Genomic DNA, 14,404 nt, shown 5'->3' with positions numbered 1-14,404 from the left:
GTGGTTCGGGCAGGCAGAAGGACGTCAGGCCTTGGGCGTCTTGCGGCGTGTCATGGTGGCCGCAGCAGGTGGCGGACAACTGGCGGCTTGTCGCCCAAATGGTATTCGTTCAGGAGGTCCTGATCCAACTGGTCGGCCCGGGTCACCCGCTCGTGCTGGCGCTGATGCTCGACCCAGCTTTCCACCACGAACGTCTCGACGATCCGCCCCGGTTCGGCGACATCTTCCCAGACATCCCATCGAATTGCCCCGTCGCGATGCCTCACAGACTTGAAGCGGCGTAGGGCAGACACGAACTCGACCAGCCGCGAAGGCTCGACCCGATATTCGATTTCGATCAGGACCGGACCGCGGTCCATGCCCGGCTGCACGGAAACGACGGGGTCCGCCCAATGGTGCGAGGGCGCAAGATCGGTGCCCGAATGCTGCGGCAACCGCCAGCGGAACGCCAGGACAACGGCCACAATCTGCCCCACGCCCGCGATCACCAAAGCCGTGGCAACGCTGGTGCCGGTGGCAAGCGTTCCCCATAGGACGCTGCCGCATGTCATCGCACCCTGAAACGTCAGTAGATAGACCGCCAGCGCCCGCGCCTTGACCCATCCCGGCGCGGCCATGTGCGCGGCAACGTTCAGCGACGTCAGCATGCCGATCCAGCCCAAACCGGCCAGGAAGAGAACGGCTCCGGCGACCCAGGCATGGCTGGCCCGCGCGAGCGCCAGCGTTGCAAGCGCGAAGAGGAGTGTCGCGGCGACAGACACCGGATTGGCGGGCACTATTGTCCGCACCCGCTTGAGCAGGATCGCACCGGCGACCGCCCCGGCACCCATGCAGCCAAGAAGCACGCCATACCCGGCTGCATCAAGACCAAGGCCGCGTCGCGCGATGAGCGGCAGCATCGCCCAGAGCGCGCTTCCGAACAGGAAGAACCCCATCGCCCGGATCAAGACAAGGCGCAGCGCAGGAGAATGGCGCGTATAGCGGTAACCGGCTTTCAGGGCGCCGAAGAAATGCTCGGGTGGCAGGGTGCGGGCGGCCTGAGGGCGCTTCCAGGTGACCAGCACAACAAGCACGCCCAGCACGGAAAGCGCGTTCAGCGCGAAAACGGCTGGAATGCCGGCTATGGCAACGATCGCCCCGCCCAGCGCCGGGCCCACCGCGCGCGAGATATTGACGCCGAGGCTGTTCAGCGCGATGGCGTCCGGTAGGGCCTGCCTGTCCACCAATTCCGGGACGATCGCCTGAAATACCGGAGCACTGAGCGCGGCCGCAATGCCTAGCATGAACGTCGCGGCGAGCAGGATGCCAGGAGAGACAAGCCCAGCCGCCGTCAGCATCGCCAGGGTCATCGCCGCAAGCAGACCAAGCACCTGCGCTGCCAGCAGCATCTTGCGCCGATCCACGATGTCGGCCAGTGCTCCGGCCGGCAGGGCAAGCAGGAACATCGGTAGCGTCGTCGCGGTCTGGACCAATGCGACCAGCAGCGGGCTGGGCGACAGCGAGGTCATCAGCCATCCTGCACCCACATCATGCATCCAGGTTCCGACATTAGAGACAATCGTCGCGATCCAGAGCGCCCGAAAGACCGGGTAGCTTAGCGGGCGGGCGCTGCCAGTATCCTCCGACATTTTCTCAAGCATTGAATTTTCCAGTTGGGGGGAAGCGGCCCGCTCTGGCAAAGACGGTCAGATCTGCTTTGGACATGAGATTTTCCATGGTTTGAACGGACGCAGGGCGCGCGACGCCACCCCATCAACGTTGCGGGACGTGTTGGATGACGCAGCGCCAGAAACGGATTGCCGCCGGGCCATGGCTTGCGATGAGCACTTCGGCACCTGCCGAGCGATCGAAAACCCGTCCTCCTTTTGAGCTGCGATGGACCGGATGCGTTGATCTTCAGGACGCATCTGATTTCCTCGCAGAGCTATCCCGGGTGGGAAGCGCGAAGGACTTGGCGTGCAGAACCGACTGCACGACGCTTGCATGGCCCTTGAGCCATTGAACTCCGGCCTCTCCGGCAAGCATGCCCAAGAGACCGAGCAAGGCGATTATCGGTGGTGCGGGCGAACGAACCGAAACGAGGCCATAGATCATGCCGATGACGAGACCGACAACCAGCGAAAAGATGAACGGTTGAAACTGGCTCATGAGGGGGTGCCTCCCTTAGGATCAGGTCAAGGGCAGGATATCGTGCGGTCCACCGCCACGCGGCGCAGATGCTGCCTCGACGGTGCCGATCTTGCGGCCTTTCCGCTCTGCGCGATCGGAACGCAAAGGGGGCCCTTTGTCCGGACCTCTGCCCCCGGCGTGAATCGCCGCTGCCGCGTGCGATTGACTGCAAAATCGGAGCCGTCGCAGCAAGGCCTGCAACGAGTTCTACCGGAGCAAATTGAACGGCTCGCTCAGTCTGGCCCATTGCGGTCGGGGGTCGTCAGCATCTTGTCTTTACGGAACCAAATGTCCGGCTGGCGATGATAAACGGTGGAAACCTACGATTCATGCTCGCACCACACGCGATCTTGGCGAGGTGCGCGGTTTGAGGGGAGAGGGCGAGGCCTGAGGACGTGTCCAGGACGGTCTGGCATTTGGGGCCACGCGATAGCGACGCAAAGGCACCAATTACGCTACAGGTCGCCGAGCGGTGAACCTTGGCCTCGCAATTCCACGCAGAATGGATAGCAAGAGCGGTCCATGCCGAGCAAGTTCAGCACCGCGCGCAAGTGATGGATTTGCTAACTTTGCTAAGTGCAATTCGGATCCAGTGCAATCTGAGGGAATAAATCATGCCCTATCCCAACGACCTAGCATCCATGCCTCAGGACATAGAGGTGCCGTTCTTTGTCATGGGCTTGATCAAGGTTAACCAACCCGTCTGCATGCCGCGCAGTGGTGCGCAACGCTTGGGTCCGAGTTTGGGTGAGAACGGCGCATCGAACAGCACGTGTCACCTGCTTTCCACGGTGTGCGCCAATGAGCGCGTAGACGGCAGAATGCCGAAACGAAGTGAGTATTCGGCACTCTTCCGGGGGCATGAGTACGACCCCACACCAACCTTCAAAGCGGACGCCTTGAACCAGAAGATCGCAAATGCGCGATATCAATTCATCTGAAACTGGAGAACAATCATGCGAGCTATGAGCCTCACTGAATTCGGCGGCCCCGACGCTTTCGCTCTTTCTGAATATGAGACCCCCAAGGCCGGCGCTGGGGAGGTATTGGTCCGGGTCCATGCAACCTCTATCAACCCGCTCGATTATCAGGTGCGCCGCGGCGACTACCCCGATCTGGTGCCATTGCCTGCGATTACCGGTCACGATGTCTCAGGCGTTGTGGAAGCCGTCGGCTCTGGCGTATCGGCATTCAAGCCCGGCGATGCCGTCTGGTACACACCGCAGATTTTCGGGGGTCACGGCAGCTATGCCGAGTACCACGTCGCGAGCGAGGCGATTGTTGGTCACAAGCCGGCTGGTCTAACCCATCTTGAGGCAGCCAGCCTCAGCCTCGTGGGCGGCACGGTCTGGGAGGCGCTGTTCACGCGGGCGGGCTTGCGCCTTGGAGAAACTGTCCTTGTCCACGGCGCGGCTGGCGGCGTGGGGCATGTTGCGGTTCAGGCCGCCAAAGCATCTGGCGCGTTCGTTGTAACGACCGCTTCGGGCTATGATGCCGACTTTGTGCGCAGCCTCGGTGCCGATGTGGTGATCGACTATCGCACCGAAGACTACGTGGCCGTCGTGAACCGCGAGACTGGCGGCGTTGGCGTGGACGTCGTCCTTGACACGATCGGGGGCGACACGCTCGAACGCAGCCCGCGCGTGCTCGCGCAACTCGGTCGCATCGTCTCGATCGTCGACATTCCCAATCCGCAGAATCTGATCGAGGCCTGGGGGTGCAACGCCAGCTATCATTTTGTCTTTACACGTCAGAACCGGGGGAAGCTGGACGAGCTTGCAACCCTTGTTAACCGAGGATTGTTGAAGCCGCATGTCGGCGCGGTCTACCCGCTGGCCGGCATCCCCGACGCCCACGCCCTGCTGGAGCGCCCGCGCAATGGGGTACGCGGCAAAATCGGGATCGCCGTCGTCGACGAGAATGCGTCCAGTCAACCATGAGCCCTCGGTTGATCGCATGTCCGGCGATAGAAAAACCGGGAATAGATGCAGCTCCGTTATCGAGAGCGCATTAGGGAACTGAAGGAGAGCTGTCATGGTTATAGAAATTGCTACCTTCCAACTGGCACTCGGAAAGGCCGCAGAGTTCTTCAAGGCCATGGAGAACGCAGCAATACATTTGCGCACAGCGCAAGGGTATCGCGGTCACACCGTCGGCCTTGGCGTCGAGGTGCCGGGCACGGCGACCTTGATCGTCGCATGGCGCAGCTACGCAGATCATGTCGAACACTTTGAGCCGAGCACGGCGCATGAGCAGTTTGTCGGCATTCTCGATGGCCTTTATGACGGTGAAATCAGCGTCATGCATGTCGAAGCCGAGTCGCCACAAGGCCCCGTGTCGCTGCCGATCTTTCAAAGTGAGGCTTAGATTCAAGGCAAGATCGGCACCATTGCCGCAACTCGCGCTCTGCGGTCTTCGCAGTCCCATGCTACAGTATTCGGATACCGTGGAGGACCTGCATGGATCGGTCGAGGCCTGACAGCTTCACGGATCGTGAGCATCTGGCCTGACCTTGGTCGAAACAATTAACGAATGGACTGAAATCATGCCCAAAGGGTCAGACCTGTTTGTCGCCGCACTGGAGAACGAAGGGGTTGACCGAATTTTCGGCGTGCCCGGCGAGGAAAACCTCGACATCGTCGAGGCCCTGCGCACCTCTCGCATCGAGCTGGTTCTGACACGGCATGAGCAGGCGGCCGCGTTCATGGCGGCGACGCATGGGCGGCTTACCGGCAAGCCCGGCGTCTGCCTCGCCACGCTCGGCCCCGGTGCCCTGAACCTTGTGACCGGCGCGGCCTATGCGCATCTGGGTGCCATGCCGATGATCCTCATCACCGGACAGAAGCCGGTGATGAGCGCCAAGCAGGCCCGGTTCCAAATCGTCGACATCGTCGCCTCGATGAGGCCGCTCACAAAGATGACACGCCAGATCCTGAGCCCCGCCGCCATTCCCGCGGCGGTGCGTGACGCGTTTCGCGTCGCGGCCGAGGAACGGCCGGGGCCCGTGCATCTCGAACTGCCGGAGGACGTCGCGGCGGCGAACGCCGAGGGCGCCAGCGTCATTCCGCGCCATTCCTACGACCGTCCGGTCGCCAGTGCCGCCGCGCTCGACAACGCGGCCAAGATGATCCTTGCCGCCCAAAAGCCACTGGTCATGATTGGCGCGGCGGGCAACCGGCCCGCGCTGGTCGAGCCGCTGTCAGGCTTCATGGCGCGCACCCGCTTGCCGTTCTTCAACACGCAGATGGGCAAAGGCGCTGTCGATGGCGGCTCAAACCTCTATGTCGGGACCGCCGCGCTTTCCGAGGGGGACTATGTTCACGAGGCTATCGAACGCGCCGACCTGATCGTCGCCATCGGCCATGACACGATCGAAAAGCCACCGTTCCTGATGAAAAACGATGGCGGACCCAGAGTTGTCCATGTCAGCTATGAGTCCGCGACGGTCGAACAGGTCTACCATCCGGATATCGAGGTGATCGGCGACATTGGCGCGTCTGTCAAAGGCCTTGCAGAGCAGCTGGAAGGCAGAGTGTCACCCGACGAGGGAATGCTCCAATTGCGCCAGAGGATTTTGGCCCGGCTCAACGATCGCGCTGAAGAAAATCGCTTCCCGGTGACGCCTCAGCGTCTTGTGCACGAGGTTCGCCGGGTCATGCCAGAAGACGGCATCGTCTGCCTTGACAACGGCATGTACAAGATCTGGTTCGCCCGCAATTACCGCACCCATGTGGCCAATACGCTGTTGCTCGACAATGCGCTCGCCACAATGGGGGCGGGACTTCCCTCGGCGATGATGGCAGCCATGCTTCACCCCGAGCGCCGCGTGATGGCTGTCTGTGGCGATGGCGGGTTCATGATGAATTCGCAGGAGATGGAAACAGCGGTGCGGCTTGGGCTGAACCTTGTCGTGGTCATCCTGAACGACAGCGCCTATGGGATGATCCGCTGGAAACAGTCGGTCGACGGTTTTCCCGATTTCGGCATGACCTTCGGCAATCCGGATTTCGTGCGCTATGCCGAGGCCTACGGCGCGAAAGGATCGCGCGTAAGTGCGGTCGACGACCTTTTCCCGGTACTCGAAGCTGCCTTTGAGGGCGGCGGGGTCCATCTGGTCGATGTGCCGATCGACTATTCAGAGAATACCCGCGTTCTGGTCGACGAATTGCGCAACCGCACACCCGATGTGGAATGTTCATGACCCGTCGCAGAACGCAGACCCCTGAGATGCGAGGAGATCGGAGATGTTGACTGTCGTGCAGGCCTTTGATCGTGCACCGATCGCCCAGATCGAAACCGACGATGCCGCCGCGCTGGAGCGCAAGCTTCAAGCCGCCAGCCGCGTGTTCGGGGATCGCGATGGCTGGCTCAAGCCGCATCAACGGGTCGCGATCCTGCGCAGGCTGGCGGTTCTGATGGAGGGCAGGCGCGACCATCTTGCCATGCAGATCGCGCGCGAGGGCGGCAAACCTCTGCCTGATGCCATCGTCGAGACCAATCGCGCCATTGATGGCATTCAAAACGCCGCTGACGAACTGCGCACCTTCGCTGGCCGGGAAATCCCGATGGGGCTGTCAGCGGCGGCGGACGACCGCTGGGCCTTCACCACAAAAGAACCCATCGGCATCGTCGCGGCGATTTCCGCATTCAATCACCCGCTGAACCTGATCGTGCATCAGGTCGCCCCAGCCATCGCGACCGGCTGCCCCGTCATCGTGAAACCGGCAAGCGCAACACCGCTGTCCTGCCTCGACGTCGTGGCCCTGGTCCACGAGGCTGGCCTGCCCGAACCTTGGTGCCAGACCTTCGTCACTAATGACAATACGCTCGCCGAGAAGCTGGCGACCGACAGCCGGGTCGCCTTCCTGAGTTTCATCGGCTCGGCAAGGGTCGGCTGGTCCCTGAAGGCCAAGCTCGCGCCGGGAACACGCTCGGCGCTGGAACATGGCGGTGCCGCACCAGCCATCATCGACCGCAGTGCCGATCTTGGCAAGGTCATCGAACCGATTGTCAAAGGTGGATACTACCATGCCGGTCAGGTCTGCGTATCGACACAGCGCATCTACGTTCACAACGATATCGCCGACGATTTCACGCAACGCTTGGTCGCCCGCGTTGACACGCTGCGCACGGCTGATCCGACCCTTGAGGATACCGAGGTCGGACCGCTGATATTGCCGCGCGAGGCCGACCGTGTCGCAGATTGGACCCGCGCGGCGGTGTCAGGCGGGGCGGTCCTCGCGACCGGAGGTGAACGCCTGTCCGAAACCACCCTGAGCCCGGCGGTGCTGCTGGATCCGGCCCATGACGCGAAGATGTCCATGCTGGAGGTCTTTGGCCCCATTGTCGCGGTATATCGCTACGATGATCTCGACGACGCCATTCGCCGCGCCAACGCGCTGCCGACGGCCTTTCAGGCCAGCATCTTTGGACAGGACATCGACGTCGCCCTGCGCGCGGCCAACCGCCTTGATGCTTCGGCGGTCATGATCAACGATCCGACGGCCTTTCGGACCGACTGGATGCCTTTTGCGGGCCGCAGGGAATCCGGATACGGCACCGGTGGCATCCCTTTCACGATGCAAGACATGACACAGGAAAAGATGATCCTGATGCGCAAGAGTTAATGGAAAACAGCCCCAAAACAACGCTGCCCGAGGCGGTATGTGCACCGGCACGCAGGAAAGCCCGCCCTGCTTCCCCAATTGTCTGCCCGCACGTTTGCACAAGGACGGCGCTTTTGACGCGGCTTGTGAGCGTCCGGTCAAGTTGCGCTTAGTCTGATCTGATCACGCATGGAGCAGTCTCATGGTTGAAGTCGTCGCCCGGTTCGTAGAAGGCAATATGATGCGGCATGTATCGACCATGTCGCTGACGTCGAGTATCGGCTTGATGGCGATTTTCGCCGTAGACCTTATCGACCTGTTCTTCATCTCCATGCTTGGGCAGGACGCGCTTGCCGCAGCGGCCGGGTATGCCAGCGTGGTGATGTTCTTCGCGAGCGCGATCAATATCGGGCTTTCGATTGCAGCAGGCTCACTGGTGGCCAATTCGTTGGGAGCCGGCAAGACTGTTCCCGCACGTGAGCACGCGTTCAGTGCCAGCATATTCGCCATTGCCTTCGGACTTCTGATCCCCCTGTTGGCGCTGCCTAATCTGGGCTATCTGCTGGGGCTTCTCGGCGCCTCCGGTGAGGTGGCCGACCGCGCAGCGGATTACCTGTGGATTATCCTGCCGGCCACCGTCTTTTCCGGGTTGGGTATGACCACGGTGGCGGTGCTGCGGGCCTATGGAGACAGCAGGCGCGCGATGTTTCCGTCATTGACCGGGGCGATGGTCAACGGGGTGCTCGACCCGATATTTATCTTCACGCTGGGGCTGGGCCTTGAAGGGGCAGCCTGGGCAACTGTTGCGGCAAGGTTCGCCACCATGCTGATGGCGCTGTGGCCAACCATCCGGCTTTACAATGGTTTCGCAATCCCGCGCATCGGTTGTTTCCTTTACGATATCCGCGAGGGCATGCAGATCGCGCTTCCAGCCATCTTGGCCACCGTCGCCACGCCGGTTGGCACCGCCATTGTCACCCGCGAGATGGCCAAATACGGGACCGATGCGGTGGCCGGCATGGCGGTGATCAACCGGATGTCTCCGGTCGTGTTTGCCGTAGTGCTTGCGCTGTCGGGTTCGATCGGGCCGATCATGGGGCAGAATTTCGGGGCCGGGCGGCGTGACAGGGTGCGGGAAGCCTTCTACGACGCGGTTATCTTCTCGGCGATCTACGTCCTGGTGGTCTCGATCATCCTGTTCCTGTTTCGGGGCCAGATCGCCGATTTCTTTGGAGCCAAGGGCGAGGCACGGGAGCTGATCCTTCTGTTCTGCTGGCCATTGGCGCTGGCAAGTTTTTTCAACGCGGTGATCTTCGTGGCCAGTGCTTCGTTTAACAACCTCGGGCATCCGAGTTATGCGACTTGGGTAAACTGGGGACGCCAGACACTGGGCACCCTGCCGCTGGTGGTGATCGGCGGGGCACTGTACGGGGCGACAGGGGTGCTTATTGGACAGGCGGTCGGCGGCATCATCTTTGCCTTGATCGCGGGATGGCTGAGCCTTTGGATGATCACCGAGCAGGCGCACCCGCTAAAGCAGCTGAAGTGTCGGTTCCAATTGCAACGGCGCATGCACGAGATGTATCAAGAGGTAGGGTGAGCCGGTTTTCCCTGCGTGGGAAAAATGTTGGGGCCCTGCGCAAATTCCAGTTCGGCGCGCTCATAGTCGCTGGGGCTGCCAATGTCGATTGATGTCTTTGGAAATTTTCGATGATTTGAAAGCAGGCTCAGGCTGGACCTATGTATGCTGCGGATCGCAGATAGAAAAACACCGCAAACAGGATAACGGATTTCAGATAAAATGTGCCTTTGAAAGCAACCATCGCGCTTTCCAGCTATAGCTGCGGGCTGATCTTCTGACGCGATGCGCCCGCAACACCAACAGCACCCCTAGGACCTTTGCGACAGAACCCTTGTGGCGGCTGTCAGTCCGCCGGAACCGACGCATGGCGCAGAACATCGCGAATATCAGTTTTGGACAAAAGACCGTCTTCAACAGCGATATCGGCCAGCGCCTTGCCCTCAGCGAGCGCCCGTTTGGCCATGGCCGAAACACGTGTATACCCCAGTTCTTTGAGAAAAACGGTTGAGACGCCGAAGGATTGCGCGAGGTTGAGATAGCTGCGGTCCTCATCCACCTCCAGTCCGACGATGCAGCGCGCAGCAAAGCGTTGGGCGGCGGCGGTGATCAACGCCATCTGCTCAAAGAGAGACAGGGCGATCAGCGGTTCGAAATGGTTGATCTCCATCTGGCCAGACTGCGCGGCGATGGCGATGGCGGCATCATGGCCATGCACGCGCATCCAGACCTGTTGGACGGTCATGGGGATCACCGGATTGACCTTGCCTGCCATGATCGACGAGCCGGGTTGCACAGGCGGCAATCGCAATTCGCCCAAACCCGACGCGCCGTCGCTGCCAAGGATCACCAAATCCGCGGCAAGCTTGGCCATAATAGCGGAAAGATTGCGCAGTTCTGCCGACAGGCGCACAAACCCGTCGGCGGCATGCATGGCATCGAATGAGTCCTCCGCCAAACGGATTTCCATGCCGAACACCTCTGACAGAGCGGGGGCAATGGCGCGGCGATAGCCCGGAAATGCGCCAAGACCTGTCCCGATTGCGGTGCCGCCCATCGGGACGGTGCGCAAGGCCTCAACAGCGCTTTGCACAGCCGTCAATGCGCGTGACAGGGCGCTCGCGTGACCCAAGAAATACTGCCCCCATGTCATCGGTTGGGCCGCCTGCATGCAGGTCCGTCCCGTGCGCAACATGTCCTTGGTTTCATCAGCCTTGACGCGCAGTGCCGAAATCAAGGTTTCTATTTCTGCGGCAAGGGACGGCCCTGTCAGAACACAGGCCAGCTTCACCGCTGTCGGTAGGGCATCATTGGTGGACTGGCTGCAGTTGACGTGATCGTTGGGATTGACGCGCACATAACATCCCGGTTTGTCGCCCAGGATCTGGCCCGCACGGTTTGCGATCACCTCATTGAAATTCATATTGGTGGATGTGCCCCCCGACCCTTCTAGAAGGGCAGTTGGGAATTGATCGGCATGACCGCCAGCCACGATCTCGTCACAGGCGGTGATGATGGCATCTGCAACGTCTGATGCCAAAGCACCCACCTCTTGATTGGCCATAGCTGCCGCGCGTTTGACCAGCGCCATGGCGCGCATGAAATCAGGATAGGCCGAGAGAGGCAGCCCCATACCGGAAAAGTTTTCCAATGCGCGTGCGGTATTGGACCCATAGAGCGTGTCATCAGGCAACTGGACGTCGCCAAGGCTGTCGGATTCAGTGCGATAAGTCATGAGCGCCTACAGGATCTGAGCAAGGAATTGCTGTGTGCGGGGGTCTTGAGCGTTGTCAAAGAAGGTCGCGGGTGGGCCGGACTCTACGATAACCCCGCGATCCGTGAAATAAATGCAATCTGCGATCTCGCGGGCAAAGCCCATTTCATGCGTGACGAGGATACAGGTCATGCCATCTGCTGCAAGGTCCTTGATCGTCGTAAGAACCTCTTTCACGGTCTCGGGGTCAAGCGCGGCGGTCACCTCGTCAAACAGCATCACGTCGGGGTTCATGGCAAGCGACCGCGCGATTGCAACGCGCTGTTGTTGGCCCCCGGACAACTCGCCGGGGTAGGCATCTTCCTTGCCGTTCAGACGGACCTTGGCAATCAGCGCCCGCGCGCGTTTTTCCACCTCTGCGCGGTCTTGGTTGAGCACTTTAATTGGTGCCATCATCACGTTTTGTAAGGCGGTCTTGTGCGGGAATAGATTGTATTGCTGGAACACCATGCCAACCTTCTTTCGTAGGGCGAGTTTGTCCAGCTTTGGGTCGTTGACCTCTAACCCCTCCACGGTGATCGAGCCTGCCTGAATGTCGTTCAGCGCATTGATGCAGCGGATCAGGGTGGATTTTCCCGAGCCCGACGGCCCGATGATACAGACCACCTCGCCTTTCATCACGTCGAGCGAGATACCTCTGAGCACTTCGACAGCGCCAAAGGATTTGTGCACGTCTTTCAACGACACGATTGGCTGTTGGGGGGTCCAGGTCATGGAAGCCTCGCTCATAGTTTCACCGAGTATTTTCGTTCCAGAACGCGCGTCAAAGAGCTGATCGGGTAACAATAAAGGAAGAACCAAGACAGAATATAAAGGTACATCGGGATCAGAAGATCAGCGCGCCCTTCAGCACTCAGCGCAGCGCGCGTCAGGGCCATAACATCATCAACCCCTATGATGGACACCAGCGGCGTCGCCATCGTCAGGACCGCGTAGAGATTCATCCAAGACGGCAGCACGCGCTTGACGGTTTGTGGAAGAATGATGTTCGTCAGGGTCATCCGGCGGCTGAACCCCAAGGATTCAGCAGATTCCCATTGGCCCGTCGGGATGGACAGGATCGCACCCCGCATGAATTCCGACGTATAGGCCATCACGGGCAACGACAGGCCGATCACAGCCTTGATCCAGCCGGGAAACGGGATCTTCACGCCGAAGATCTCGAACTGGAATGGGATCAGCAGGATGCAATAGAACAGAAGGACAAGCCAAGGCGAGTTGCGGAAGAACTGTGTGACAAGCCATGCAGACTGCCGTATCGGACGGATCTGCGACACCTGCAGAACACCCAGGAACACCCCCATAATTGTCCCGATCAGCATCGACAGAACGGAAATCAGGACGTTAAAGCCAAACCCTTTGGCCAAGGTGGGTGTCCATTCCAAAAGGATCATGAGGATCGTGCGTTCGTCTGGCGTTGCAAGCTGGGCAAAGGCGGGACCGATCAGCACGGCGGCCAAGGCCAGCACAAGCGCTGTGAGCGTCCAGAGATTGAAGAGCCGATCCGCAAGCGGCAACCCATCGGCGCGCAGGCGCATGGGCAGCATCACCGGCATGTGGCCGCGAACCTTGGGTTTCAGATGTGGGGAATACATGGTCATTCTCCGTATCCGGGGATGCGCAGCGCCTTTTCCCAACGATGCAGGACCCAGACCAGGATGGCGACCAGACCCACGTAGGACACCAGCAAAACGTTCATCATCTCGCGCACGTTCAGATCCTCGGACCAGATCTGCGCCGAGACATAGAGCAGTTCCGGCACGGCAATCGCATAGGCGAGCGTTGTGGTCTTGACCAGGTTCACCAGATTTGTCCCAAGCGCCGGCAATGAGACGCGCACCGCCAGCGGCAGCACGATATCGGTATAGATTTGCAGGCGCGTATACCCGAGCGCTTCGGCGGCCTCTACCGTAGAACGCGGCACGGCCTCGACCCCTGCGCGAAAGATTTCCACATTCAAAGCGCCCGCAAACAGCGACAGCGAGATGATGGCCCATCCGAAATTGCTGATCAAAGGCTGCGGCAAACCATTCTCGCCGGTGATCCGGAGCACCGTGCCAATGGCAAAGTAAAAGAAGTAAAGCTGAACCAGTGGAGGGGTGTTGCGAAAGAACGCGACAAAAAGCCCGACAGCCACCCGTAACGTGCGTGACGGTGCGCCTTGGACAGCGGCCCCCAGAACGCCGACCACGAGCGACAAAAAGATCGACACGACCGAAAGTTTGATCGTCATCCAGAGGCCAGAAACATAGCGACCGCGATTGTAATCGTCACTGACCACGGCAAGGTTCAAGAACCAGTCGGGGCGCAGCCAGTCGATAAGGGGGTTAACAAAGTCCATCGGATCGGATCACCTCTGTCGCAGCGCAAAGAGATGCCCGGCAGAGACAGGCGCTGCCGGGCAGTTCAGCAAGGACAGGTTATTTCAACCTGTCGTGCTCTGCCTGCAGGAACGGGCTGGGCGCGATGCCATTTGCGGCGTTCCGTTCGATCAGATAGCCGGATTTGTGCCAATCGGTGACGATCTCGCTCATCAATTGACCATAGGGTTGGTCAAGCTCTTCCAGCGGGACTGCGATGGACCATGCCTGCGGATCTTCGGTTGGGAAAGGCATTTCAAACTCGGCCCATTGTGCGTCAGAGGCCAGTTGCGATTCGATCCACGTATTGTCGTAGAGAAAGGCGATGCAGCTTCCGTTCAAGAGTGCCGCTGTCGCCTCTGGAATGCCTGCAAAAGCGACCAGATTGGGGCCATAAAGTTGCGTGACTCGCTTGTTATAGTAAGAGCCTTGCAGCGCGCAGACGTCTGCGCCCTTCAGATCTTCCCAATTCTTGAGACCCGCGGCCTTGGGTGCCAGAACATTGGTGCCGCCGGCGTAGTAATTCGGCTCGATCATGCCGATGACTTGACGCCGCTGTTCGTTGTCGCCCATCGTTGCGATGATCAGGTTGATACGCCCTTGTTGCAGGAATTCCATGCGGTTAGACGCGACCACCGGGACCAGCTCGACCTCGACCCCCAGCCGCTCGGCGACATCCTTGGCCAGGTCGATCTCAAGACCCTGCAACTCGCCGTCCGAGGTCAGATAGCCCCAAGGCTTGTAGTCCTGCTTGACGCCAACGACGATCTTTCCGGCATCCTTGATATCTTGAAGAGCGTCGGCCATGGCGGCGGTGCTGGTCAAGGTGGCCACAACGGCGGTCAGTGCAGCTTTAATATAAGTCCTCATTCCACTCTCCTGTTGTCTGGTGCCAGCACGTCTTGCGTGCTGCTTC

Annotated in this window: 13 protein-coding genes; 6 read left to right on the top strand and 7 right to left on the bottom strand. The window is 60.2% G+C overall.

What is annotated here, in order from left to right:
- Window positions 1-50 precede the first annotated feature (50 nt).
- Together GC127_RS13745 and GC127_RS13740 are read right to left on the bottom strand one after the other, a co-directional pair.
- Entirely contained in the window at window positions 51-1,640 is a 1,590-nt protein-coding gene (locus tag GC127_RS13745) for an MFS transporter (RefSeq protein ID WP_151978636.1), read from the bottom strand.
- A 256-nt stretch (window positions 1,641-1,896) separates the two neighbouring features.
- A complete protein-coding gene (locus GC127_RS13740; protein WP_151978634.1) occupies window positions 1,897-2,148 on the bottom strand; it encodes a DUF1427 family protein in 252 nt (83 codons plus the stop codon).
- Between the two features lie 635 nt (window positions 2,149-2,783).
- Between GC127_RS13740 and GC127_RS13735 the strand changes: the two genes are divergently transcribed.
- The 6 genes from GC127_RS13735 to GC127_RS13710 all read left to right on the top strand — a co-directional run bounded on the left by GC127_RS13735 (window position 2,784) and on the right by GC127_RS13710 (window position 9,375).
- Window positions 2,784-3,110, top strand: coding sequence for a hypothetical protein (locus GC127_RS13735; protein ID WP_151978632.1), 327 nt, complete (start codon window positions 2,784-2,786; stop codon window positions 3,108-3,110).
- A 24-nt stretch (window positions 3,111-3,134) separates the two neighbouring features.
- Window positions 3,135-4,109, top strand: a complete 975-nt coding sequence (locus GC127_RS13730) for a zinc-dependent alcohol dehydrogenase family protein (protein WP_199861253.1) — start codon at window positions 3,135-3,137, stop codon at window positions 4,107-4,109.
- A 94-nt stretch (window positions 4,110-4,203) separates the two neighbouring features.
- The gene (locus GC127_RS13725) at window positions 4,204-4,536 is read left to right on the top strand and encodes an antibiotic biosynthesis monooxygenase (RefSeq protein ID WP_151978628.1); all 333 of its coding nucleotides are present in this window, start codon (window positions 4,204-4,206) and stop codon (window positions 4,534-4,536) included.
- A gap of 178 nt (window positions 4,537-4,714) precedes the next feature.
- Entirely contained in the window at window positions 4,715-6,370 is a 1,656-nt protein-coding gene (locus tag GC127_RS13720) for an acetolactate synthase large subunit (protein WP_151978626.1), read from the top strand.
- A gap of 43 nt (window positions 6,371-6,413) precedes the next feature.
- Window positions 6,414-7,796 carry an aldehyde dehydrogenase family protein gene (locus GC127_RS13715; RefSeq protein ID WP_151978624.1) on the top strand — a complete coding sequence of 461 codons (1,383 nt, stop codon included), beginning with the start codon at window positions 6,414-6,416 and terminating at the stop codon, window positions 7,794-7,796.
- A 181-nt stretch (window positions 7,797-7,977) separates the two neighbouring features.
- On the top strand, window positions 7,978-9,375 hold the full coding sequence (locus GC127_RS13710; protein ID WP_081507968.1) for an MATE family efflux transporter: 1,398 nt from the start codon (window positions 7,978-7,980) through the stop codon (window positions 9,373-9,375).
- A 325-nt stretch (window positions 9,376-9,700) separates the two neighbouring features.
- Here GC127_RS13710 and GC127_RS13705 read toward each other — a convergent pair whose 3' ends face one another.
- From GC127_RS13705 to GC127_RS13685, 5 genes are all read right to left on the bottom strand, one after another.
- Window positions 9,701-11,089, bottom strand: a complete 1,389-nt coding sequence (locus tag GC127_RS13705; protein WP_151978622.1) for a lyase family protein — start codon at window positions 11,087-11,089, stop codon at window positions 9,701-9,703.
- A 6-nt stretch (window positions 11,090-11,095) separates the two neighbouring features.
- Window positions 11,096-11,842 carry an amino acid ABC transporter ATP-binding protein gene (locus GC127_RS13700; protein ID WP_081507966.1) on the bottom strand — a complete coding sequence of 249 codons (747 nt, stop codon included), beginning with the start codon at window positions 11,840-11,842 and terminating at the stop codon, window positions 11,096-11,098.
- Between the two features lie 11 nt (window positions 11,843-11,853).
- Window positions 11,854-12,729, bottom strand: a complete 876-nt coding sequence (locus GC127_RS13695; RefSeq protein WP_151978620.1) for an amino acid ABC transporter permease — start codon at window positions 12,727-12,729, stop codon at window positions 11,854-11,856.
- Window positions 12,726-13,469: an amino acid ABC transporter permease gene (locus tag GC127_RS13690; RefSeq protein ID WP_008279970.1), complete on the bottom strand. Its 744-nt coding sequence runs from the start codon at window positions 13,467-13,469 to the stop codon at window positions 12,726-12,728. The genes GC127_RS13695 and GC127_RS13690 overlap by 4 nt, the downstream gene beginning before the upstream one ends.
- A gap of 79 nt (window positions 13,470-13,548) precedes the next feature.
- Window positions 13,549-14,358 carry a transporter substrate-binding domain-containing protein gene (locus GC127_RS13685; RefSeq protein ID WP_008279969.1) on the bottom strand — a complete coding sequence of 270 codons (810 nt, stop codon included), beginning with the start codon at window positions 14,356-14,358 and terminating at the stop codon, window positions 13,549-13,551.
- Between the last annotated feature and the right edge of the window lie 46 nt (window positions 14,359-14,404).

This window comes from Roseovarius sp. EC-HK134, from assembly GCF_902498815.1.
GTDB classification, from domain to species: Bacteria; Pseudomonadota; Alphaproteobacteria; order Rhodobacterales; family Rhodobacteraceae; genus Roseovarius; species Roseovarius mucosus_A.
The sequence above is the reverse complement of the archived record's forward strand: the minus strand, read 5'-3'. Positions and strand labels throughout refer to the sequence as shown.

What these genes read in the sequence shown, in the direction of transcription:
- GC127_RS13730 (WP_199861253.1), top strand. Translation starts at nt 3,135, where the DNA reads ATGAGCCTCACTGAATTCGGCGGCCCCGACGCTTTCGCTCTTTCTGAA.
- GC127_RS13725 (WP_151978628.1), top strand. Translation starts at nt 4,204, where the DNA reads ATGGTTATAGAAATTGCTACCTTCCAACTGGCACTCGGAAAGGCCGCA.
- GC127_RS13720 (WP_151978626.1), top strand. Translation starts at nt 4,715, where the DNA reads ATGCCCAAAGGGTCAGACCTGTTTGTCGCCGCACTGGAGAACGAAGGG.
- GC127_RS13700 (WP_081507966.1), bottom strand. Translation starts at nt 11,842, where the DNA reads ATGACCTGGACCCCCCAACAGCCAATCGTGTCGTTGAAAGACGTGCAC.
- GC127_RS13740 (WP_151978634.1), bottom strand. Translation starts at nt 2,148, where the DNA reads ATGAGCCAGTTTCAACCGTTCATCTTTTCGCTGGTTGTCGGTCTCGTC.
- GC127_RS13735 (WP_151978632.1), top strand. Translation starts at nt 2,784, where the DNA reads ATGCCCTATCCCAACGACCTAGCATCCATGCCTCAGGACATAGAGGTG.
- GC127_RS13715 (WP_151978624.1), top strand. Translation starts at nt 6,414, where the DNA reads ATGTTGACTGTCGTGCAGGCCTTTGATCGTGCACCGATCGCCCAGATC.
- GC127_RS13695 (WP_151978620.1), bottom strand. Translation starts at nt 12,729, where the DNA reads ATGACCATGTATTCCCCACATCTGAAACCCAAGGTTCGCGGCCACATG.
- GC127_RS13710 (WP_081507968.1), top strand. Translation starts at nt 7,978, where the DNA reads ATGGTTGAAGTCGTCGCCCGGTTCGTAGAAGGCAATATGATGCGGCAT.
- GC127_RS13705 (WP_151978622.1), bottom strand. Translation starts at nt 11,089, where the DNA reads ATGACTTATCGCACTGAATCCGACAGCCTTGGCGACGTCCAGTTGCCT.
- GC127_RS13745 (WP_151978636.1), bottom strand. Translation starts at nt 1,640, where the DNA reads ATGCTTGAGAAAATGTCGGAGGATACTGGCAGCGCCCGCCCGCTAAGC.
- GC127_RS13690 (WP_008279970.1), bottom strand. Translation starts at nt 13,469, where the DNA reads ATGGACTTTGTTAACCCCCTTATCGACTGGCTGCGCCCCGACTGGTTC.
- GC127_RS13685 (WP_008279969.1), bottom strand. Translation starts at nt 14,358, where the DNA reads ATGAGGACTTATATTAAAGCTGCACTGACCGCCGTTGTGGCCACCTTG.